The sequence below is a fragment of the Streptomyces sp. NRRL S-1022 genome, from assembly GCF_000720135.1.
Classification (GTDB): domain Bacteria; phylum Actinomycetota; class Actinomycetes; order Streptomycetales; family Streptomycetaceae; genus Streptomyces.
The window spans coordinates 541,932-563,291 of sequence record NZ_JOIU01000008.1 but is presented as its reverse complement, the minus strand read 5'-3'; the positions used below and the strand labels follow the sequence as shown (position 1 = coordinate 563,291).

At 72.3% G+C, this 21,360-nt stretch carries 23 protein-coding genes; 11 read left to right on the top strand and 12 right to left on the bottom strand.

Features of this window, described 5'->3' with window-relative positions:
• Nucleotides 1–140 precede the first annotated feature (140 nt).
• From IG05_RS0113110 to IG05_RS43645, 5 genes are all read left to right on the top strand, one after another.
• Nucleotides 141–422: a hypothetical protein gene (locus IG05_RS0113110; RefSeq protein WP_324605007.1), complete on the top strand. Its 282-nt coding sequence runs from the start codon at nucleotides 141–143 to the stop codon at nucleotides 420–422.
• A gap of 178 nt (nucleotides 423–600) precedes the next feature.
• On the top strand, nucleotides 601–1,359 hold the full coding sequence (locus tag IG05_RS0113105; protein ID WP_030342178.1) for a trypsin-like peptidase domain-containing protein: 759 nt from the start codon (nucleotides 601–603) through the stop codon (nucleotides 1,357–1,359).
• A gap of 104 nt (nucleotides 1,360–1,463) precedes the next feature.
• The gene (locus tag IG05_RS0113100; RefSeq protein ID WP_037813584.1) at nucleotides 1,464–2,465 is read left to right on the top strand and encodes an NlpC/P60 family protein; all 1,002 of its coding nucleotides are present in this window, start codon (nucleotides 1,464–1,466) and stop codon (nucleotides 2,463–2,465) included.
• Between the two features lie 230 nt (nucleotides 2,466–2,695).
• Entirely contained in the window at nucleotides 2,696–3,400 is a 705-nt protein-coding gene (locus tag IG05_RS0113095) for a phosphatase PAP2 family protein (protein ID WP_030342176.1), read from the top strand.
• A 113-nt stretch (nucleotides 3,401–3,513) separates the two neighbouring features.
• A complete protein-coding gene (locus IG05_RS43645) occupies nucleotides 3,514–4,245 on the top strand; it encodes a hypothetical protein (protein WP_158838855.1) in 732 nt (243 codons plus the stop codon).
• A gap of 19 nt (nucleotides 4,246–4,264) precedes the next feature.
• Here the strand turns inward: IG05_RS43645 and IG05_RS0113085 are convergent, their stop codons facing one another.
• Entirely contained in the window at nucleotides 4,265–5,833 is a 1,569-nt protein-coding gene (locus IG05_RS0113085) for an FAD-binding oxidoreductase (protein ID WP_030342174.1), read from the bottom strand.
• 323 nt (nucleotides 5,834–6,156) lie between these two features.
• On the opposite strand from IG05_RS0113085, the gene pstS reads away from it, so the two are divergent.
• From pstS to pstB, 4 genes are all read left to right on the top strand, one after another.
• Complete coding sequence (pstS, locus tag IG05_RS0113080; RefSeq protein ID WP_030342172.1) at nucleotides 6,157–7,281, top strand: phosphate ABC transporter substrate-binding protein PstS; 1,125 nt, start codon at nucleotides 6,157–6,159, stop codon at nucleotides 7,279–7,281.
• A gap of 113 nt (nucleotides 7,282–7,394) precedes the next feature.
• Nucleotides 7,395–8,399 (top strand): phosphate ABC transporter permease subunit PstC, encoded by a 1,005-nt coding sequence (gene pstC / locus IG05_RS0113075; protein WP_030342170.1) that lies wholly within the window; start codon nucleotides 7,395–7,397, stop codon nucleotides 8,397–8,399.
• Nucleotides 8,396–9,457, top strand: a complete 1,062-nt coding sequence (pstA, locus tag IG05_RS0113070; protein ID WP_030342168.1) for a phosphate ABC transporter permease PstA — start codon at nucleotides 8,396–8,398, stop codon at nucleotides 9,455–9,457. Before pstC ends, pstA begins: the two co-directional genes overlap by 4 nt.
• Nucleotides 9,458–9,505: 48 nt before the next feature.
• On the top strand, nucleotides 9,506–10,282 hold the full coding sequence (gene pstB, locus IG05_RS0113065) for a phosphate ABC transporter ATP-binding protein PstB (protein ID WP_030342166.1): 777 nt from the start codon (nucleotides 9,506–9,508) through the stop codon (nucleotides 10,280–10,282).
• Between the two features lie 118 nt (nucleotides 10,283–10,400).
• On the opposite strand, the gene IG05_RS0113060 is transcribed toward pstB, so the two are convergent.
• Nucleotides 10,401–11,399, bottom strand: a complete 999-nt coding sequence (locus IG05_RS0113060; protein ID WP_030342164.1) for an inorganic phosphate transporter — start codon at nucleotides 11,397–11,399, stop codon at nucleotides 10,401–10,403.
• 7 nt (nucleotides 11,400–11,406) lie between these two features.
• Nucleotides 11,407–12,027 (bottom strand): DUF47 domain-containing protein, encoded by a 621-nt coding sequence (locus IG05_RS0113055; RefSeq protein WP_015493282.1) that lies wholly within the window; start codon nucleotides 12,025–12,027, stop codon nucleotides 11,407–11,409.
• Between the two features lie 218 nt (nucleotides 12,028–12,245).
• On the opposite strand from IG05_RS0113055, the gene IG05_RS0113050 reads away from it, so the two are divergent.
• On the top strand, nucleotides 12,246–12,554 hold the full coding sequence (locus IG05_RS0113050) for a metal-sensitive transcriptional regulator (RefSeq protein ID WP_030342159.1): 309 nt from the start codon (nucleotides 12,246–12,248) through the stop codon (nucleotides 12,552–12,554).
• Between the two features lie 39 nt (nucleotides 12,555–12,593).
• Here IG05_RS0113050 and IG05_RS48330 read toward each other — a convergent pair whose 3' ends face one another.
• The gene (locus IG05_RS48330; RefSeq protein ID WP_199808307.1) at nucleotides 12,594–12,755 is read right to left on the bottom strand and encodes a hypothetical protein; all 162 of its coding nucleotides are present in this window, start codon (nucleotides 12,753–12,755) and stop codon (nucleotides 12,594–12,596) included.
• 117 nt (nucleotides 12,756–12,872) lie between these two features.
• Nucleotides 12,873–13,733, bottom strand: a complete 861-nt coding sequence (locus tag IG05_RS0113040) for a hypothetical protein (RefSeq protein WP_030342157.1) — start codon at nucleotides 13,731–13,733, stop codon at nucleotides 12,873–12,875.
• 142 nt (nucleotides 13,734–13,875) lie between these two features.
• Between IG05_RS0113040 and IG05_RS44980 the strand changes: the two genes are divergently transcribed.
• Nucleotides 13,876–14,061 (top strand): hypothetical protein, encoded by a 186-nt coding sequence (locus IG05_RS44980; RefSeq protein WP_078894106.1) that lies wholly within the window; start codon nucleotides 13,876–13,878, stop codon nucleotides 14,059–14,061.
• On the opposite strand, the gene IG05_RS0113035 is transcribed toward IG05_RS44980, so the two are convergent.
• The 7 genes from IG05_RS0113035 to IG05_RS0113005 form a co-directional block, all read right to left on the bottom strand.
• On the bottom strand, nucleotides 14,058–14,498 hold the full coding sequence (locus IG05_RS0113035) for an NUDIX hydrolase (RefSeq protein WP_030342155.1): 441 nt from the start codon (nucleotides 14,496–14,498) through the stop codon (nucleotides 14,058–14,060). The genes IG05_RS44980 and IG05_RS0113035 overlap by 4 nt on opposite strands.
• Nucleotides 14,499–14,515: 17 nt before the next feature.
• On the bottom strand, nucleotides 14,516–15,604 hold the full coding sequence (locus IG05_RS0113030; protein ID WP_030342153.1) for a CHAD domain-containing protein: 1,089 nt from the start codon (nucleotides 15,602–15,604) through the stop codon (nucleotides 14,516–14,518).
• A complete protein-coding gene (locus tag IG05_RS0113025; protein WP_078894088.1) occupies nucleotides 15,585–17,999 on the bottom strand; it encodes an RNA degradosome polyphosphate kinase in 2,415 nt (804 codons plus the stop codon). The genes IG05_RS0113030 and IG05_RS0113025 overlap by 20 nt, the downstream gene beginning before the upstream one ends.
• Nucleotides 18,000–18,137: 138 nt before the next feature.
• Nucleotides 18,138–19,001, bottom strand: coding sequence for a hypothetical protein (locus IG05_RS0113020; protein WP_030342149.1), 864 nt, complete (start codon nucleotides 18,999–19,001; stop codon nucleotides 18,138–18,140).
• Nucleotides 18,998–20,023 carry a hypothetical protein gene (locus IG05_RS0113015; RefSeq protein WP_037813579.1) on the bottom strand — a complete coding sequence of 342 codons (1,026 nt, stop codon included), beginning with the start codon at nucleotides 20,021–20,023 and terminating at the stop codon, nucleotides 18,998–19,000. The genes IG05_RS0113020 and IG05_RS0113015 overlap by 4 nt, the downstream gene beginning before the upstream one ends.
• Complete coding sequence (locus IG05_RS0113010; protein ID WP_030342142.1) at nucleotides 20,020–20,922, bottom strand: ABC transporter ATP-binding protein; 903 nt, start codon at nucleotides 20,920–20,922, stop codon at nucleotides 20,020–20,022. Before IG05_RS0113010 ends, IG05_RS0113015 begins: the two co-directional genes overlap by 4 nt.
• Nucleotides 20,919–21,305 (bottom strand): GntR family transcriptional regulator, encoded by a 387-nt coding sequence (locus IG05_RS0113005; protein WP_030342141.1) that lies wholly within the window; start codon nucleotides 21,303–21,305, stop codon nucleotides 20,919–20,921. Before IG05_RS0113005 ends, IG05_RS0113010 begins: the two co-directional genes overlap by 4 nt.
• Nucleotides 21,306–21,360: the final 55 nt, after the last annotated feature.

The following is a 21,360-nucleotide window of genomic DNA, read 5'->3' as shown; positions in this document are numbered from 1 at the left end:
GGCGGACCCGGACCGCCCACCGCGCCGTCCCGCCGACCGCACCGGCCCGCGGGAGGGCGAGGGCTGACCGGCACCGGCCCCTTGAGCTTCCGCTGACCGGCACCGGCCCTTTGGGCTTCCGGCTGACCGGCCGTACCGCCGTGGTGACCGGCTCGGTGCGGGGACCCGGGCCGGAGATGGCACGCGGGCCAGACGCGGCCGGGGCGCACGTCGTGCTGGACGGCCGTCACCCGGTCACGCTCGCGCGGGCCGCGGCGCGGCTGTGGGTCGAGGGCGGCCACGACGGCACGGCCGCCGCCTTCGACGTCACCGACCGGGACGCGGCCGAGCAGGCGCCGGCGGGACCGGACGGTGTCGGCATCCTCGTCGGCGACGTCGGCGACCGCGACCGGCGGGCCCGGCCGAGCCCGCGCCCGAGCTGACCGCGCTGCTCGGCACCCATCCGGCGACGACGACGTTCCGAGGGCCGCGGACCGGGGGCGGCCGGTCCGGTTTCGTACTGGTTTTCGGCACTCCGGCGGCGGTGTGCCGGAGGTTCACAGGAAAATCTCAGCGAAGTCGGGGCAGGTTTCTCACCTTCCTGGGCAAGAGTGTGAACTGATGAAGCGCATCTCACGCATCTCGGTCACCTCTGTGGTGGTACTCGCGCTGACCTCGGCCTCCGTGGCTGCCGCGGACGACGGGCCGGGCCCGTTCGGGGTCACCGCGGACACCGTCGTGAACCGGCGCAGCGCGCGCGTGGGCGCGCTGTTCGGCGCGGACCGGGCGGGCCGGCCGGCCGGTGGCCACTTCTGCACCGCGTCGGTGGCGCACAGCCCGCACGGCGACCTGATCGTCACCGCCGCGCACTGTGTGGACGGAGCCGACGGCGACCTGGTGTTCGTGCCGGGCTACCGGAACGGGCGGGCGCCGTTCGGCGTGTGGCGGGTGACGCGGCGGTTCCTGCCGGACGGTTGGGCCAAGGGCCAGGACGAGGACAGCGATCTCGCCTTCGCCACCGTCGCCGGACCCGGCGGCAGGCGACTGGAGGACGTGGTCGGGGCCAACCGGTTCGCGACCGGGGTGGCCACCGGTGCCACCGCGGTGACCGTCACCGGCTACCCCTCCTCCCGCGAGACGCCCATCAGCTGCACCAACAAGCCGACCGCGCACAGCCGTACCCAACAGCGCATCGACTGCCCCGCCTTCACCGGAGGCACCAGCGGCAGCCCCTGGGTCAACGGCGACGCGCAGATCGTCGGCGTCCTCGGCGGCCACGAACAGGGCGGCGCCACGGCCGACACCTCCTACAGCGTGGTGCTGAGCCGCGAGGCGGCGGAGCTGTACCGGGACGCGACGGCGGGCGCCGGAGCGGGCTGAGGAGTCGTCACCCCGGCCCGTCCAGCGGCCCGTTCAACAGTGAAATGACGCCACTTCGCGCTCAAATGGCCTTGAACGGCGCCCGCATGGGGGAAAGTTGAACCGTGCGGAAGGTATGGGTGATCGGTGGCGCGGCCGTCGCGCTCGGCATGGGCTTCGTCATGCTGCTCGTCGTCGGTGTCTACCTCGTGGCCGGGAACCTGCTGGGCGGGGTGGCGTCGGGGAGCCGCGGGCTGGCCAAGGGGGCCGTGCCGGCCGCCTACACCTCGCTGGTGCAGAAGTGGGGGAACCTGTGCCCCGCGCTCAGTCCGGCGCTGCTCGCCGCCCAGCTGTACCAGGAGAGCGGGTGGAACCCGACCGTCGTCAGCCCGGCCGACGCGCGCGGCATCGCCCAGTTCATCCCGAGCACGTGGGCGACGCACGGCATCGACGGCAACGGCGACGGCAAGCGGGACATCTGGGATCCGGACGACGCGATCCCGTCGGCGGCCTCGTACGACTGCGAACTCGCCAAGTACGTGAAGGACGTGCCGGGCAACGTCTCGGACAACATGCTCGCCGCCTACAACGCGGGCGCCTACCGGGTGATCCGGTCCGGCGGGGTGCCGGCGATCAGCGAGACGCGCAACTACGTGCAGCGGATCCGCAGCCTGGAGAAGAGCTTCGCCGCGCCGGTCACCCGGATCGACCCCACCCGGCAGGCCGCCGGTGCCATCGCCTTCGCGCAGAGCCGGCTCGGCACGCCGTACCTGTGGGGCGGCGAGGGCACCGCCGAGCAGGGCGGGCGGTTCGACTGCTCGGGCCTGACCAAGGCGGCGTACGAGAAGGTCGGGATCGGACTGCCGCGGGTGGCCAACGACCAGTACAACGCGGGGCCGCATCCCTCGCGGGACCAGCTGCTCCCCGGTGACCTGGTGTTCTTCTCCGACGACCTGACCGACTCCCGGGCCATCCGGCACGTCGGGATCTACGTCGGCGGGGGCTACATGATCGACGCCCCGCGTACGGGCGCCGTGATCCGCTTCGACCCGATCGACACCCCCGACTACTTCGGCGCGACCCGGGTGACCGAAGATGGCGCAAAAGCGCTCCCCACGAGCGTGTGACGTGGTGTTAACCAACCCCCTGAGCTGCGGTGATGAGTCTCTCTTCGATAACGTCTGCGTGATCATTCAGTGGAGAGTGGAACGTATGGAGGGTGGCTGTGCGTTCCTGTTGACGTAGCCGAGCGGACGTCAGTGCGGCAGTGCAGCGGAAGCGGATCTACGTACCACCGGGGGGCAGGCGCGACGCACACGAGGTGCGTCCGGGAAGACGACGAAGGGGCCGCAGCACCATGGCTGTACTCGCCGAATCCGGATCGAACCCCGACGTCGACCTGCTCTACGACATCAACGGCCTGGCCAAGGACGCACCGCACTGGTTCGACCGGGTCATGGAGTTCGTCGGTGAGTACGGACTGCTGCTCGCCATGGTCCTGCTGGTCCTGTGGTGCTGGTGGTCGGTGCGGCGCCGGGGCGGGGAGGACGCGGCACCCTCGGTGGCCGCGCTCGTGTGGGCGCCGCTCGCGGCCGGCCTCGCCGTCCTCGTGAACGTGCCGATACGCGGTTTCGTGGAGCGCCCCCGCCCCTTCGTGGACCACCAGGGCCTGGACGTCCTCGTCGGCGGCAAGACCGACTTCTCCTTCGTCAGCGACCACGCGACGATCACGATGGCGCTCGGCGTGGGGCTCTTCGTCGCCCACCGCCGCTTCGGCCTGGCCGGTATCGGGCTGGCCCTGCTGGAGGGCTTCTGCCGGGTCTACATGGGCGTGCACTACCCGACGGACGTCATCGGCGGTTTCGCGCTGGGCACGGCGGTCGTCCTGCTGCTGTCCCCGCCGGCCACGGCCCTGCTCACCCCGCTGATGCGGGCCGTGGAGCGCTCGCCGCGCGCCGGATGGCTGGTGCGGCGCCGCCCGGCGGCGGAGGCCGGCCGGGACGCCCTGCTGCCCGGCGCCCGGACGTCCCTGGAGACCGAGGAACGCGACCTGGCGGCCTAGGGCCTGCCCTCCGGAGCATGCCCGGCTTCCCCGTCCCGGCCCCGGGCGGGCCGGGACGGGGAGCCGGGAAACCCGGGAGCGTGGCCGGGCCGGCGGCCCGTACCCTGCCGCGCATGAGCAAGTTCTTCGCCACGGTGTGCCTGCCGCCCACCCCGCCCCACCGGGTGCCGGGCGCCATAGCCGTGGCCCTGGCTCCGTACGACATGAACGCCACGGACGACTGGAACCCGGTCGGCGAGTGGGACGGGTGGTTCATCTCGGTGCCCGGCGCGAGCCCGTACCTCGTCCGGCCCGAGCACGACGGCGACCCCCGCCTCCTGACATCCGCCACCGTCCCCGGGGCCGGCCTCGCCCCGCTCGGCCCGCTGGAGTGCTACGGCGGTCCCCGCGGCCTGCTCGACTTCGACGCCATGCGGCAGCGGACGGTGCAGGGGTACGACGACCTGCGTGCCGCCTGGGAGGAGCTGGTCGCGGCGCACCCGCCGGCCCGCCCGCTCGCCGAGTTCGTCGCCCGGCACGAGGTCGACCCGGAGGGCTTTCCGCTGGACCGGGCCGAGGCGGAGCACCTGCTCCAGCCCTTGGTGCAGGAGGCGGCCCGGCGGGCGGTGGCCGGCGATCCGCACTTCGGCGCGTTCCTGACCACCGACCCGGTCGCCTGGTTCGCCCGGGACCACGCGGCGGCCCGCGAGCGTGCGCTGCGCACCGCCCTCGCGCGGTACGCCCTGGTCACGCCGGACGGCCGCTGGCGGGACGACGACGGCGAGGGCTACCGGGAGTGGGCCGACGAGCAGCTGGAGCACCTCGACCCGGAGACCGTCGTGGTCGACGTGCTCTGCCACTGCTGACGGCGGCGGCTCCCGCCCGCTACAGCCCCTGCGCGTAGGAGAAGAACCGCTGCGGGTCGTACTGCTGCTTGACCTTGCCCAGCCGGGCCGCCGCGTCCCCGAAGTACGCCTTCTTCCAGTCCTTCAGCGTCGGGTCGGTGTAGTTCTGGTAGGCGGCGCCCGAGGCGTACGGCTTCATCGCGGCGTGGGCGGAGGTCAGCCAGGACTGGGCCGTGCTGCCGGAGGACCCCGCGCCCCAGGAGGCGATGTACTGGGCCAGCATCCGCGAACGGCGGTGGACGAAGGCCGTGGCCGTCGGCGAGACCCGGTTGACCGCGCCGCCGAGCGCGGTGAACGCGATGCTGCCCCCGCCGCCGCGCACCGAGCCGATCTGCTTCAGCACGGTCTGGATGCCGGCCGCGGACAGCGAGCGGTCGAAGAAGTCGGAGCGGGCCGCGTACGTCTCCCGGCCCAGCTTGCCCTGCGGGGAGCGGCCCGGGGTGGAGCCGGGCAGGTGGCACTGGGCGTCGGTGGAGAAGGAGGAGCAGCCGGCGTAGATCTCCATCGCGTCCTCGTAGCCCCGGCGGCGCAGGGAGACGGAGGCGGCGTCGGCGCCGGCCTGGTGAGCCAGGCGGTCCACGGCGTTCTGCAGTTCGCCGTAGGTGCCCAGGGAGAAGCAGGCCACGGAGATGGTCGGGGTGCGGCCCGGGGAGCACGCCAGGTGCAGGGAGGACCAGATCTCGTCGGGCTGGCCCGGGCCCCACTCCTGCCAGGCCTTGAGCACCTTGGCGGCCTTGGACCAGGGCCAGGTCAGGTAGGCGGTGACGGCCTGCGGTGCGGCATGGGTCCTGAAGTGCAGCTCGGTGACGACGCCGAAGTTGCCGTTGCCGGCGCCGCGCAGCGCCCAGAACAGGTCGGAGTGGTGCGTGGCGTCGGCGGTGACCTGGGTGCCGTCCGCCGTGATCAGGGTGGCCTGGGTGAGGCTGTCGCAGGTCAGGCCGTAGGCGCGGGAGGCGACGCCGTGTCCGCCGCCGAGCACCAGGCCGGAGACGCCGACGGTGGGGCAGGAGCCCGCCGGTATGGTCACGCCCTTCGCGGCCAGCCCGCGGTAGACGTCGATCAGCTTGGCGCCGGCGCCGACGACGGCCTGGCCGCCGCCGGCCCGGACCCGGTTCAGCCTGGACACGTCGACGATCAGCCGGTTGTCGCCGGAGGAGTAGCCGGCGTAGGAGTGGCCGCCGTTGCGGATCGACACCTTGAGGTGGTGGGCGCGGGCGTAGGCGAGGGTCGTACGGATGTCGGCGGGGTGCGCCGCATAGGCCACCGCGGCCGGTTTCAGCCCGTCGAACCGCGTGTTGTACAGCTGGTGGGCGGTCTTCCAGGACGCGTCGCCGGGCCGTACCAGGGTGCCGTCGAGGTCCCGGGCGAGGGCCGCCCAGTTGGCGGCGGCGCTCGCGCTGGTGGTCCTCAGGGAGGCGAGCGAGGACGAGCGCGACGGGGTGCCGCTGTGTGCCGCGGCGGCGGAGGAGTCTCCGCCCGCACCGCACGCGGTCAGTGCGGTCGTCGCCAGGGCGGCCGCCCCGCCCGAGATGAACGTACGCCGTTCCATGTCCGTCGCCTTTCCTCGGCTGTCGTGGAACGAGACGACACACCGCGGCGCGGGGTTCCCCCGGCCGGGCGATGAGCGTCGAACGCAGGTGCGTGCAACCCGATCATCGGAACCTCCACGTGCTCTCCCCGTGAGCATTCCGTGACCTCACCGGGCTGACGGCAGGGGTTCACCCCCCGTTCACTTCCGGCCATTGGTGGCTTCACCTGTTCTGCCTAATTTCGGCCGTACCGGGTGCTGAGTGCGGCCTTGAAGGCGCTCAGGGCACCGCTATTACCTCGCGCGCCGCCGACAGCGGCGGCTCCTGGAAGGAACTCCCGAAAGTGAAGCTTCAGCGCAAGAACCGGCTGCGCGCCCTTTCGCTCGGTGCTGTCGCCGTCACCGGCGCCCTGGCCCTGACGGCGTGCGGCTCCGACGACAACGGCAACGGCTCGGGCAACCCGTCGACCTCGGCCAAGGCCGGCTCCGTCAAGTGCGACGACGCCAAGGGTCAGCTGCTCGCAGACGGCTCCTCCGCGCAGAAGAACGCGATCGACGCCTGGGTGAAGAACTTCTCCCAGGCCTGCGGTGTGCAGATCAACTACAAGGGCGGCGGCTCCGGTGCCGGTGTCACCGCGTTCACGCAGGGCCAGGTCGCCTTCGCCGGTTCCGACTCGGCGCTGAAGCCCGAAGAGGTCACCGCCTCCAAGAGCGTCTGCAAGGGCGGCCAGGGCATCGACCTGCCGATGGTCGGCGGCCCGATCGCCCTCGGCTACAACGTCCCGGGCGTGGACAACCTGGTCCTGGACGCCCAGACCATCGCCAAGATCTTCGACAGCAAGATCACCAAGTGGAACGACCCGGCGATCGCCGCCCTGAACAAGGGCGTGAAGCTGCCCGACCTCAAGATCCAGGCGTTCCACCGCTCGGACGAGTCCGGCACCACGGACAACTTCACCAAGTACCTGATCGCCACCACCCCGGACAACTGGAAGTACTCCGGCGGCAAGGCCTGGCAGGCCAAGGGCGGCCAGTCCGCCCCGCAGTCCGCGGGTGTGGCCCAGCAGGTGAAGCAGACCTCCGGCGCCATCGGCTACTTCGAGCTGTCCTACGTCAAGGACGGCATCAAGGCCGTCTCCATCGACACCGGCGCCAGCAAGCCGGTCGCGCCGAGCTCCGAGAGCGCCACCGCCGACATCGCCGCCGCGCAGGTCGTCGGCACCGGCAAGGACCTCTCCCTGAAGCTCGACTACAAGACCAAGGCCGAGGGCGCCTACCCGATCACCCTGGTCACCTACGAGATCGTCTGTGACAAGGGCAACAAGGCCGACACCCTGTCCGCCACCAAGGCCTTCCTGCGCTACATCGCGAGCGAGGACGGCCAGAAGATCCTCCCGAGCATCGGCTACGCGCCGGTGCCCGCCGAGATCATCGCCAAGGTCCGCACCACCGTCGAGGGCCTGAGCTGACCTGATCCGTGAGTGCGGCCCGGTACCCGACAGGGCCGGGCCGCACCGTCCGGTGCACCGCCGCCACGAGCCGGCGCCCCGTCGGGGCCCGGCTCCGCAGACCGGAGAACCCGATGGACATATCGACGAAAACCGACGCACCTCCGCCCGCCGCCCAGCGCCCGGCCGCCGAGCAGAAGCGCGCGGCCCGTGGCGCCACCCGCCCCGGTGACCGCATCTTCCTCGGCCTGTCCCGCGGCTCCGGCATCCTGCTGCTGGTGATCATGGCCGCGATCGCGGCCTTCCTCACCTACCGCGCCTCCCTCGCGATCAGCAAGGACCACGGCAACTTCCTGACCACCTTCGAGTGGAACACCAACCTCCAGCCGGCGACCTTCGGCATCGCCGTGCTGGCCTTCGGCACGATCGTCTCCTCGGTCATCGCCATGGCGCTCGCGGTCCCGGTCGCGGTCGCCATCGCGCTGTTCATCACGCACTACGCCCCGCGCCGTATGTCCGGCCCGGTCGCCTACGTGATCGACCTGCTCGCCGCCGTACCGTCCATCGTGTACGGCCTGTGGGGCGCCCTCGTGCTCGTCCCGCACATGAACGGCCTGTACGGCTGGCTCGACGACTTCTTCGGCTGGACCGGCGTCTTCTCCTGGGACGAGGGCGCGCCGCGCTCGATGCTCACCGTCGGCATCCTGCTCGCGATCATGATCCTGCCGATCATCACCAACGTCAGCCGCGAGGTCTTCCGCCAGGTCCCGCGGATGCACGAGGAGGCCGCCCTGGCCCTCGGCGCCACCCGCTGGGAGGTCGTGCGGATGGCCGTGCTGCCCTTCGGCCGCTCCGGCGTGATCTCCGCCTCCATGCTCGGCCTCGGCCGCGCGCTCGGCGAGACGATGGCCGTGGCCACGGTGCTCTCCCCGTCCTTCGACATCCAGGCCAGCCTGCTCAACCCGGGCGGCGGCACCTTCGCCCAGAACATCGCCAGCAAGTTCAGTGAGGCGAACGAGTTCGGCCGGGACGCGCTCATCGCCTCCGGCCTCGTCCTGTTCGTCATCACGCTGCTGGTCAACGGCGCGGCCCGGCTGATCATCGCCCGCCGCGCGGAGTACTCGGGGGCCAACGCATGAGCACCGCAGCCGTCAGCGACAAGCGGCCCAGCACGCTGCGCGCCGCCAGCCTGCCCGGGTGGACGCCCTGGGCCATCGCCGCGGGCTCGCTCGCCCTGGGCATCGGCATCAGCGCGGCCGCCGGCCTGGACAGCCAGATCCAGTGGGGTCTGATCGCCGCCGTCCTCTTCGTCCTCGGCACCTACGCCGTCGCCGCGCGCGTCGAGGGCCGCCGCCAGGCCAGGGACCGCGTCGCGACCAGCCTCGTCTGGGTCGCCTTCCTGGTCGCCGTGGTGCCGCTGGTCTCCCTGATCTGGGTGACCGTCGCACGCGGCGCCAAGGTGCTCGACGTCTACTTCCTGACCCACTCGATGGGCGTCGTCGCCGACACCGAGCCCGGCGGCGGCATCTACCACGCCCTCATCGGCAGCCTGGAGCAGGTCGGCCTCGCCACCCTCATCGGCGCCCCGGTCGGCGTGCTCACCGCGATCTACCTGGTGGAGTACGGCCGCGGCCGGCTCGCCAAGGCGGTGACGTTCTTCGTCGACGTCATGACGGGCATCCCGTCGATCGTCGCGGGCCTGTTCATCCTCAGCCTGATGCTCATCTTCGAGATGCAGCCGTTCGGCTTCGCCGGTTCGCTGGCCCTGGCCATCCTGATGATGCCGGTCGTCGTCCGCTCCACCGAGGAGATGCTCAAGCTCGTCCCGAACGAGCTGCGCGAGGCGTCCCTGGCGCTGGGTGTGCCGAAGTGGCGGACCATCCTCAAGGTGGTCCTGCCCACCTCCATCGGCGGCATCACCACCGGCGTCATGCTGGCGGTCGCCCGGATCGCCGGCGAGACCGCCCCGGTGCTGCTGCTGGTGTTCGGCAACCCGTTCATCAACAACAACCCCTTCGAGGGCGCGCAGGCGTCGCTGCCGCTGTACATCTACCAGCAGTTCGCCAACAGCGCGGGCTCCGGTGCGGCGTACGACCGCGCGTGGGCGGCGTCGCTGACGCTGATCGCCTTCGTGATGATCCTCAACCTGGTGGCCCGCGGGATCGCCCGCTGGAAGGCCCCGAAGACCGGTCGCTGAGCGCGGCCATCCAGCGACCGAGCTTGAAACCCTGGAAGTGAAGCAGACATGGCCAAGCGCATCGACGTAAGCGGACTCACCGCCTACTACGGCTCCCACAAGGCGATCGAGGACATCTCGATGACCGTCGAACCGCGGTCGGTGACGGCGTTCATCGGCCCCTCCGGCTGCGGCAAGTCGACGTTCCTGCGCACCCTGAACCGCATGCACGAGGTCACGCCCGGTGGCCGCGTCGAGGGCAAGGTGATGCTGGACGACGAGGACCTGTACGGCACCGGGATCGACCCGGTGTCCGTCCGCCGCGAGGTCGGCATGGTCTTCCAGCGGCCGAACCCGTTCCCCACGATGTCGATCTTCGAGAACGTGGCGGCGGGCCTGCGGCTGAACGGCAACTACAAGAAGTCGGAACTGGGCGACGTCGTCGAGAGGTCGCTCAAGGGCGCGAACCTCTGGAACGAGGTGAAGGACCGCCTGAACAAGCCGGGCTCCGGGCTGTCCGGCGGTCAGCAGCAGCGGCTGTGCATCGCCCGGGCGATCGCCGTCGAGCCCGACGTGCTGCTGATGGACGAGCCCTGCTCCGCCCTCGACCCGATCTCCACCCTCGCCATCGAGGACCTGATCGGTGAGCTGAAGGAGCGGTTCACGATCGTCATCGTGACGCACAACATGCAGCAGGCGGCGCGCGTCTCGGACCGTACCGCGTTCTTCAACCTGGCGGCGGTCGGACAGCCCGGCCGGCTGATCGAGATCGACGACACCGAGCGGATCTTCTCCAACCCGTCCGTCCAGGCCACGGAGGACTACATCTCCGGCCGCTTCGGCTGATCCCACGATCCCCTCGCGGTGCTGCATGGCGGTGCCACCGCGAGGACGCAAAGGGCCCGCCCCCGGCTCCCGGGGGCGGGCCCACTGCGTTCGCCCGAGGGCGGCCGGGCGGCGGCTGCTACAGCGCCACCAGCTTGACCAGGCCGAAGGCCAGGGCGGCCACCAGGGCCGCTGCCGGCATGGTGATGAACCAGCCCAGGACGATGTTCTTGGCCACGCCCCAGCGGACGGCGTTGACACGCTTGGTGGCGCCGACGCCCATGATGGCCGAGGTGATGACGTGCGTCGTGGAGATGGGGGCCTTGAAGAGGAACGCCGTGGTGAACATGATCGAGGCGCCCGTGGTCTCCGCGGCGAAACCCTGCGGCGGGTCCAGCTCGATGATCTTGCGGCCCAGGGTGCGCATGATGCGCCAGCCGCCGGCGTAGGTGCCGAGGGACAGCATCATCGCGCAGACGATCTTCACCCACACCGGGATCGGATCGCCGAACGTCTCGTGGCCGGAGATCACCAGAGCCAGCACCACGACACCCATGGTCTTCTGGGCGTCCTGGAGGCCGTGGCCGAGCGCCATGGCGGCCGCGGAGACGGTCTGCGCGATGCGGAAGCCCCGTTTGGCCTTGTGCGGGTTGGACCGGCGGAACAGCCACATGATCGCCGTCATCATCAGATAGCCGACGATCAGGCCGACGAACGGCGACACGAACATCGGAATGACGACCTTGTCGAGCACGCCGTTCCAGAGGACGTCCGTACCGCCCGCCAGCGCCGCGCCCACCATGCCGCCGAACAGGGCGTGCGAGGAGGAGGACGGCAGGCCGAAGTACCAGGTGACCAGGTTCCAGACGATGGCGCCCACCAGGGCCGCGAAGAGGATCCCCATGCCGGTCGAGCCCCGGGGGGTCTCGATGAGGCCCTCGCTGACCGTCTTGGCGACACCGGAGCCCAGGAAGGCACCGGCCAGGTTCATCACGGCGGCCATGGCGAGCGCCGCCCGCGGGGTCAGCGCCCGCGTCGACACCGACGTCGCGATCGCGTTCGCCGAGTCGTGGAAACCGTTCGTGTACGTGAAGAAGAGCGCGACCGCGACGGTCACGATCAGGGCGATGGTGTCCATCGACGCCTCAGGACTCCTTGACGGCGATGGTCTCCACCGTGTTCGCCACGTGCTCGAAAGCGTCCGCCGCCTCTTCCAGGACGTCCACGATCTGCTTGAGCTTCAGCACCTCGATCGCGTCGTACTTGCCGTTGAAGAGGTGGGCGAGCAGCTTGCGGTGGATCTGGTCGGCCTGGTTCTCCAGCCGGTTGACCTCGATCCAGTACTCGGTGAGGTTGTCCATGGTGCGGAGGTTCGGCATGGCCTCCGCCGTCAGCTCGGCCGCCCGGGCCAGGACCTCGATCTGCTGCTCGACGCCCTTCGGCAGCTCCTCGACGTTGTACAGGACGACGAGGTCGACGGCCTCCTCCATGAAGTCCATGATGTCGTCCAGGGAGCCGGCGAGGGCGTAGATGTCCTCGCGGTCGAAGGGCGTGATGAAGGAGGAGTTCAGCTGGTGGAAGATCGCGTGCGTGGCGTCGTCACCTGCGTGTTCCGCGGCCCGCATACGCTCTGCGATCTCGGCCCGGGCGGAGGAGTCCGCCCCGAGCAGTTCCATCAGGAGTTTCGAGCCGGTGACGATGTTGTCCGCGGATGCGGCGAACATGTCGTAGAAGCTCGTCTCCCTGGGGGTCAGACGAAAGCGCACGTGGGTGTCCTCGGGGTGCTTCGGTTTCGGTCAGGCTGATGCTAGGCGCATCATCCGGCCACGGCTATCGGGCCGCATCCCAGTGTCGCCCATCGGGCAGAGTGGTCGGCACGGGGGCGGACGAAGGGCCCTCTACCCCGGAAAGTTCGTTACGATATACCCAGTAGGGGTATCTATCCCCTTTGTGTCCGGAGCTCGGCCCGAGACGGAGGCCCGCGATGACGACGACGACCGAGGCCGGCGCCACGCACGGCTACCACCACCAGAAGGACGAGCACCTCAAGCGGCTGCGCCGGATCGAGGGGCAGATCCGGGGCCTGCAGCGGATGGTGGAGGAGGACACGTACTGCATCGACATACTCACCCAGGTCTCCGCGTCCACCAAGGCCCTGCAGTCCTTCGCGCTGCAACTGCTGGAGGAGCACCTGCGGCACTGCGTCGCGGACGCGGCCCTCAAGGGCGGTGACGAGATCGACGCGAAGGTGGAGGAGGCCACGAAGGCGATCGGCCGGCTGCTGCGCAGCTGAGCCGCCCCGAGGTCCGGATCCCGGCCGGTCCGATCCCGGTCAGTCCGGATTTCGCTCCTCGGCCACGCGCAGGACCGCGTCGATGCTCTCCAGGCTGAGCCGGTCCTCGGCGGCCGAGGCCGCGATGATCAGCTCTCCGCACAGCTCGATCTCGGCGAGGGCCACGTGGTCCTGAACCGCCGTGCCGCCGACCGGAGCCACCCGCCTCACCTCTCCTCTGCCGTCACCGCTCCCTAGAGTAGGCAGCGGTCTACACACCGCGCATGGCACGGACGGGCTACTTACGGGGTGGCGTCCCGGACTAGTGACTGGCCGGTTTCAGGCCCCGCCGCCGCCGCCCTCCTCGGCGATCCGCCCCGCGAAGATGTCCGCCGCGGGCGGCAGCGTCACATCGGCGGGGGTGCCGAAGCCGTACAGCAGCAGCGTGGAGGCGACCGCCACGGAGGTCTTCGCGCGGCCGTTGACGAAGCTGAAGCGCTGTCGCAGCTTGCGGATGCGGCCCTGGTCGTCCAGATAGGCGTCGAACGGCACCTCGGCCTCGGCGAACCCCTTCGCCGCCGCCGCCAGGGCCGCCCTGTCACCGGCGGTCGCGTACCGGGACGCGCGGCGCAGGTCGGCGGTGCCCCGGTAGTGCCGTACCGGCGTGCCGGCGACCTCGGTGCGGCCGACGAAGGCGGCCTCCCGCGTCCCGCGCAGCACCTCGGCCGCCGCGTACGGGTCGGTCGCGCCGCCGGTGACCAGATTGCCGTCGGACAGCGTCGCCGTGTCCACCCGGACCCACTTGTCGGCGGGCACGCCCGCGCCCCGGTTCTTCATGAACAGGGCGCCAGGGGTGAGCAGTTCGGTGATGGGCCGGTGCTCGGCGGACCCCGTGGGGTCCTCGGGGAGCATCACGGTGAGCCGGCCGAGGCGGCGCCGGTAGTCGTAGACGCCCCTGCCGCGGATGGTGACCCGGGTGCCGCCGGTGGCCATCTCCATCGAGGTGGCGGCCTTCGAGCTGCCCGCCGCGCGCAGCGCGTCGGCGGCCCGGTGCAGGGCCCCGACGGGGTCGCCCCCTCCCTTGACGTCCTCGGCCGCGGCCCCGCTGCCGGAACAGCCCGTGGCGGCCGCCCCGAGGCCGAGGAGGATGCCCACCGCGACGGCCGTCCCGCCCGTGCGTCTGTGCTGCCGCCGATCCATCGCCTGCCTACCCCCAGCCGGTGTGCTCCGTCACGGCCCCCCTGTTGTCCGGTTAACGACGGGTAGGGGGCGCCGTCACGCGCCCGCGGGGCCGGCGGATCCGGGCGAATCCATTCCGCGCGGGCTGGGTACCGTGGTCGGCGTGGCAGTCACCGCGGTACCGCAGGACGGGCCGGAACGTGCCCGGCCGGGACAGGAACACCTCACGACGACGAGTGAACAGGGCCGCTTCTGTGTGGCCCGGTGCAGTTGCGGCTGGCGCGGCCCCGCCCGCCGGGCCCGCAGCCAGGCCCGCACGGACGCGGAGGGGCACCGGGAGGGCTGCTAGCCGTCCCGTGGGTCCCCGGCCCCCTCCAGGTGCTCCAGGGCCCGCAGGAGCGCGTCCACCAGGTCGCCGTCGCGGGGCTGGGTGAGCCGGGAGCGGGCCGCGGCCGGGGAGAGCCACAGGATGCGGTCCACCTCGGAGTTCGGCGTGAACCGGCCGGAAACCGCCTCCGCCGCCCAGTACCGCACCCGCTTCATACGGCCGCCCGTCGAGTAGTGCACGTCCGGCAGCTCGCCGCCGGGCTCGGCCGTGTACCCGGTCTCCTCCGCGACCTCGCGCAGGGCACCGGCGAGCGGGTCCTCACCCCGGCCGAGCTTGCCCTTGGGGTGGGACCAGTCGTCGTACTTCGGCCGGTGCACCAGGCAGATCTCCAGGCCGCCGGAGACCGGCGAGCGGCGCCACAGCACACAGCCGGCCGCTTGGACCACGGTGTCGTCCATACCGCCTCCTCGTGGGGTCAGGGCGCGTCGACGGTCTGCTTCTGCCACGCCTGCTGGAACGCGAACCGGGCCGCCTCCACCTCGTGCCGCTGGTCGGCGTGGAGCACGCCGAGCGCGTAGGCCGTCGCCGGGGTGATCCGGGGGGTGCGGGCCGCCTGGGCCGCCGCCGCGGCCGCCTCGGAGGCGTCCCGGTGCCGGTTCAGCGCCTGGCCCGCCGTCAGCAGCCGTACGTCCGCGGTGGCGTGGGCGCCGAGCAGCACCTCACGGGCGTACCGGTGCAGGCGCAGCAGCAGCCGGACCTGGTGCCAGGGGCTGTCCTGGGGGTGCGGGGACGGATCCGGGGACAGGCCGTGGACCAGGGCCTCGGCGTTGTAGGGGTGGCCGGCGGTGATCAGCGGGAGCGCGGCGACGGCGTCCGTGAGCCGCTCCTCGGCCGCGGCGGCCAGGGGGTGCAGGCCGGTGGCGGGGGCGGCGGGGGTGAGCGGGACCTCGCTGGCGAGTACGGCGACCTTGTCGGCCACGGCGTGGAAGCGGGCGGAGCCGAGGGCCTGGAGCGCCGTGGAGTGGGCCCTCGTCCGGGCCAGGGTGAGCTGGCGCTCCAGCAGGGCGCCGGCCTTCGCCGCGCCCACGGTGAGGCTGCCGCGCTCCGTCGTCGCCGTCGCGCCGGCCGGGCCGCCGCCGGGACCCGTCGCCTTCCTCGGGCCGGGCGTCGCACCGGCGGCACGACGGCCCGCGGCCACGGCGGCCGGCTCCGGGAAGACGACGGCGCCCGACAGCCGGTGCAGCGCCAGCAACAGCCGTTCCAGGCGCGCCTCGTACGCGTGCTCCAGGCCCAGGGTGCCGGACAGCCAGGCCAGTTCCGGGCGGATCTCCTCGGACCAGCCGGGGTCGAGGAGCGGGCGGAAGGTGTGCAGGCTGCCGCTGATGCGGCGGGCCGAGCGGCGCAGTGCGCGGGCCGCGTCGACGGACCCCTCCGCGCCCCCCTCCCGGTGCAGGCGCAGGGCGCGGAGGAACTCCGTGGCCCGGGCGCGCAGGTAGTCCGCGAGGGCGTCGCCGGTCACCGGCTCGGCCGTGGGGTCCGTCGGGTCAAGGTGTTGCTGTGCCACGCCGGCGCCTCCGGGCGTCTATGAGCATCTCCTGGACGTTGCGCAGGGGCTGGCCGTCCGTGTCGGTCGCGTGCCGTGTCCATTCGCCGTCCGGGCCGAGGTGCCAGGAGGCGGTGCCGTCGGACATGCCGGTGTCCAGCAGCCGGTTGAGGGCCGCGCGGTGGCCGGGGTCGACGACCCGGACCAGGGCCTCTATCCGGCGGTCGAGGTTGCGGTGCATCATGTCGGCGCTGCCGAACCACACCTCGGGTTCGCCGCCGTTGCCGAAGGCGAAGACCCGGGAGTGCTCCAGGAAGCGGCCGAGGATGGAGCGGACCCGGATGTTCTCCGACAGGCCCGTGACGCCCGGGCGCACGGCGCAGATGCCCCGCACCCAGACGTCGACCGGCACGCCCGCCTGGGAGGCCCGGTAGAGCGCGTCGATGACCGCCTCGTCCACCATCGAGTTGACCTTGATGCGGACGAAGGCCGGACGGCCCGCGCGGTGGTGCTGGACCTCTTTGTCGATCCGCGCGATCAGGCCGTCGCGCAGCGACTTGGGGGCCACCAGCAGGCGGCGGTAGGTCTCCCGGCGGGAGTAGCCGGACAGCCGGTTGAACAGGTCGGAGAGGTCCGCGCCGACCTGCGGGTCGGCGGTGAGCAGGCCGAGGTCCTCGTACAGGCGGGCCGTCTTCGGGTGGTAGTTGCCGGTGCCGACGTGGCTGTAGCGGCGCAGGGTCTCGCCCTCCTGGCGGACCACCAGGGACAGCTTGCAGTGCGTCTTCAGGCCGACCAGGCCGTAGACGACGTGGCAGCCGGCCTCCTCCAGCTTGCGGGCCCACTTGATGTTGGCGTGCTCGTCGAAGCGGGCCTTGATCTCGACCAGGACGAGGACCTGCTTGCCGGACTCGGCGGCGTCGATGAGCGCGTCGACTATGGGGGAGTCGCCGGAGGTGCGGTACAGGGTCTGCTTGATGGCGAGGACGTCGGGGTCGGCCGCCGCCTGCTCCAGGAAGGCCTGCACGGAGGTGGAGAAGCTGTCGTACGGGTGGTGCAGGAGCACGTCCCGGGCGCGCAGGGCCGCGAAGATGTCGGGCGGGGAGGCCGACTCGACCTCGGCGAGGTCGCGGTGGGTTCCGGCGATGAACTTCGGGTACTTCAGCTCCGGCCGGTCCAGGCCGTGGATGCGGAAGAGGCCGGTGAGGTCGAGCGGGCCGGGCAGCGGGTAGACCTCGGCCTCGGAGATCTTCAGCTCGCGGACCAGCAGGTCCAGCACCTCCCGGTCGATGGACTCCTCGACCTCCAGGCGCACGGGCGGGCCGAAGCGGCGCCGCATGAGTTCCTTCTCCAGGGCCTGCAGGAGGTTCTCGGTGTCGTCCTCCTCGACCTCCAGGTCCTCGTTGCGGGTGATCCGGAAGGCGTGGTGCTCCAGGATCTCCATGCCCGGGAACAGCTCTTCCAGGTGGTTGGGGGCCGCGATGACGTCCTCGATGGGCACGTAGCGGCCCGGGGATGCCTCCAGGAAGCGGGTCAGCAGCGGCGGCACCTTCACGCGCGCGAAGTGCTTGTGGCCGCTGACCGGGTTGCGCACCACGACGGCCAGGTTCAGGGACAGGCCGGAGATGTACGGGAAGGGGTGCGCGGGGTCGACGGCCAGCGGGGTGAGCACCGGGAAGATCTGGTGCCGGAACAGCGTGAAGAGGCGGGCCTGCTCCTTCTCGGTCAGCTCCGACCAGCGGACCAGGTGGATGCCCTCGTCGGCGAGTGCGGGGGCGACGTCCTCGTGGTAGCAGGCGGCGTGCCGGGCCATCAGCTCGCGGGAGCGGGCCCAGATCATCTCCAGCACCTCGCGCGGCTGGAGGCCGGAGGCGGAGCGGGTGGCGACGCCGGTGGCGATGCGCCGCTTCAGGCCGGCCACCCGGACCATGAAGAACTCGTCCAGGTTGCTGGCGAAGATCGCGAGGAAGTTCGCGCGTTCCAGCAGCGGGGTGTTCGGGTCCTCGGCCAGCTCCAGGACGCGCTCGTTGAAGGCGAGCCAGCTGCGCTCCCGGTCGAGGAAGCGGCCCTGGGGCAGGGGGGCGCCTTCGGCCTGGGCCTCCTCGTACGCGTCGAGATCCGCGTCGATGTCGGGTTCCAGGTCGGACACGGCGGCGGCCACGGCGCGCTGGCGGTGCGCGGCGAGGGAGCCCACGGACGGCTGGGGGTTTGGATTGTCGCTGCGGCCCGCAGGGCCTCCGCCGAGGGCGGTGGCGGGTGACGGGTGGGCATCTGCCTGGGTGTCTTGCTGCCTCATGAACCCATTCTTCCGCGCGACGGGCGACACAGGCGCGTCGGATCGTGCGGGCGGGAGCGTCACGGCCCCGTTCCCCGCGGACCCCTCGGGGGGCGGCGAAGGCTCTGGCACGGCGGGCTTCATTCGCCGAGCGTCGCAAGCCAGGCTGAATCAATGGTTACGGCGACATGACGTGCGGGATATGGCGGGGCGGCCCACGGGCGTCCGGCGCGCCGCCACCGTTCGCCCCTCCCCCCGTGGAGGGGCGGACGGCGGCAGGGGTCAGGCCGTGCGCCGGCGCACCAGCGCGAAGGCGGCGGCGGTGGCGAGCGCGGCGGCGGCCAGCACGATGCCGGTCTCCGACAGGTGCAGCGGCCAGAAATGGGACGGCGGGTGGTAGGCGGCCCGGTAACCGCCGTCGGCGGTCCTGCCCTGTGCCACCTGCCAGGCGCTGTCGTCCAGCTCGAACGCGTGCGGTTCGGTCCGGGTGAGCCTCGGCCACAGGTACGGGCGGACGCGGGCCAGCACGAGGTGGAGCAGCCCCGTCGCGCCCAGGGACACCGCCAGCGCGGGCAGCGCGCGGCGCAGCAGGAGCGCGGTGAGCGCGCCGACCGCCAGGGCGCACAGGGCGTACGCCGGTGTGGCCGGGCCGCGGGCCAGGAAGATGCCGCCGAAGGACCAGTCGTCACCGGGGCGCAGGTCGCGGTGGGGCGACCAGGCCCAGCGGAAGGCGGCCACCAGGACGCCGTCGCCGGCCGTGAGCGCCAGCGCGGGCACGGCGAGCTTGGCGGCCAGCCAGCGGGTGGGCGTCACCCCTTGCGTCCAGGCCAGCTGGGCCGTGCCGGTCTCCATCTCGCGGCCGATCAGCGCGCCGCCGGCGTAGGCGGCGACGGCGAGGAAGCCGTAGCCGATCACCGAGGCGACGTTGTCGAGGCGTTCGCCGTAGACCCAGCCGACGTAGGGGATGTTGCACAGGTTGTCCACGGGGGTGCAGGTCGCCTCCAGGTGCCGGATGTGCGGGGCGCTGATCCCGCCCAGCCATCCCAGCCCGCCGAGTACGGCCGTGACGAACAGTGCCCAGCAGGCCAGGGCGGTGCGGTGCAGGCGCAGCACCGTGCGGTGCAGGGCCGGTGCGGCGCCGCTCATACGGCGGCCCCCTCGTGGCCGGTGCCGGTGCCGCCGGTCGTGGTCCGGCGGTGCAGCAGCAGGAGCGCGGCCAGGGCCAGCAGGACCGCGAGGGCGAGGAGCGCGCCGGTCGCGGCCAGCTGGAGGGGCCAGCGGTGGGAGTAGGGGTGGTAGTCGATGTAGAAGCCGGCCGTGCCCCGCCGGTCGTTGAGGGCCCGGCACTCCGGGCTGAGGTCGACGGTGCAGGTGGAGACGGGCCGGTGCGCACCGCCCGGGGTGACGATGCCCTCCGCGACCTTGATGCCCGAGTACGAGGGGAAGCCCCGGCGCCCGCTGACGCTGGTGGCGACCGGCCACAGGTGCGGCAGGGCCGTGTGGACGCCGATCCACAGCACGGCCGTGGAGAGCGCGGAGACGCACAGCGCGACCAGCGAGCGGCCGGTGAGCAGTCCGACGAGGGCGCCGATGAGCAGGCCGGCCAGCGCGAGACCGGCGATCAGCGGGCCGCCCGTGTAGAAGGTGGGCACGTCGTCCCAGGGCTTGGCGGTGTCGATCCGGCCGTGCCCCGCCGCCCAGGCCGTCTGGTGCAGCATCCCGAGCACGGCGGCGCCGGCGGTGATCAGGAGGGCCGGGACGGTGAGCCGGGCGGCGAGCCAGCGGAGCGGGGAGACGCCCTGGGTCCAGCCGAGCCGTGCCGTGCCGGTCTCCACCTCGCGGCCGGTCAGGGCGGCGCCGGCCCAGGCGGCGGCCAGGAACGGGATCAGGAGGAGGGCGGTGGTCGTGTACTGGTACACGTCCTTGTAGCGCAGGATCGCGGCCTGGTCGTACCGGCACGGGAGGTCGCGTGCGCAGGTGGCGTCGTAGTCGTGCCAGGCGGTCGCGGCGGCGTCGGTCAGCGGGCCCCCCAGCCACAGCAGCGCGCCGGCCAGGCCGGCGACGAGGACGGCCCAGGTGGCCAGGGCGGGGCGGTGCAGGCGCAGCAGCCAGCGGACCTGGCGCGGGGCGGGGCGTGCCGGGGCGGGGGCGCTCAGGGCGGCGGTCACGCGGCGTGCTCCTCGTTCTCCGCGGTCCCGGCGGGGGTCAGGGCGGGGGCCGCGGGGTTGCGCAGGTGGGCGAGGACCAGTTCCTCCAGGGAGGGCGTGGCGGTGCGCCAGTCGTCGCCGAGCGCTCCGGCGGGGCGGATCAGCGCGGTGAGCTGGCGGCCGGTGACCCGGGACTCGACCACGGTGTGCGCGTCCAGCCGGGCCGGTTCGCCGGCGCCGGTCACCCTCAGGTGGGCGGCGAGCAGGTCGTCGATCTCGCCGGCCAGCCGGATCCGGCCGCCGCCGACGAGCAGCAGGTGGTCGCAGGAGTCCTCCAGCTCGGCGACGACGTGCGAGGACATCACGATGGTGGTGCCGTACTGGGCGGCCTGCGCCATCAGCGTGCCCATCAGCTCGTGCCGGGCCAGCGGGTCCAGGTCGGCCATCGGCTCGTCCAGGAGCAGCAGTCCGGGCCGCTTGCCGAGGGCGAGGGCGAGCGCGACCCGGGTGCGCTGGCCGCCGGAGAGGGAGCGGACGCGGGCCTTGGGGTCGAGGTCGCCGCCCGCGACGACCCGCTCGGCGCCGGCCGCGTCCCAGCGCCCGGGGTTGAGGTCGGCGCCCATGCGCAGCGTCTCGGCGATGGTGAGCTGCGGGTACAGCGGCTTGTCCTGGGCGATGTAGCCGACCCGGGGGCGGGCGGCGGCCGGGGTGGTGCCGAGGACGGTCACGCTGCCCTCGGTGGGGACGGTGAGCCCGGCGGCCAGGGCCAGCAGGGTGGACTTGCCGGCGCCGTTGGGGCCGACGACCGCGCACACCCGTCCGGTGGGCAGCCGGAACGAGCAGTCCCGCAGGGCCCAGCCGCCCCGCAGGCCGAATCGTTTCCCCAGAGCCTCGGCCCTCAACGCCGTGTCGCTGCTCATGTCGGGTCTCCCTGGAAGTGCTTGTCGAGTACGGCAGTGAAGAGTGCGGCCACGTCCTCGCGCTCCAGGCCGGCGGCGCGGGCGCGCTCCGCCCAGGCCTCCAGCTCCGTGCGCAGCGGCGAGTCGGCGGGGGCGGTGCCCAGGGACCGCCGGACGAAGGTGCCGAGGCCGCGGCGGGCCTCCACCAGGCCCTCGCGTTCCAGTTCGCGGTACGCCTTCAGGACGGTGTTGGGGTTGATGGCGGTGGCCTCCACGACCTCGCGTGCGGTGGGCAGCCGGTCACCCGGCCGCAGCAGGCCCATGCGCAGGGCCTGCTTCGTCTGCTGGACGATCTGCACATAGGTGGCCACGCCGCTGTGCCGGTCGATGCGGTACTCGACCATCGGGTCCACCCTTTCACTAATTGAGTAGTGAAAGGGTGGTGCAAAAGAGGGGCGG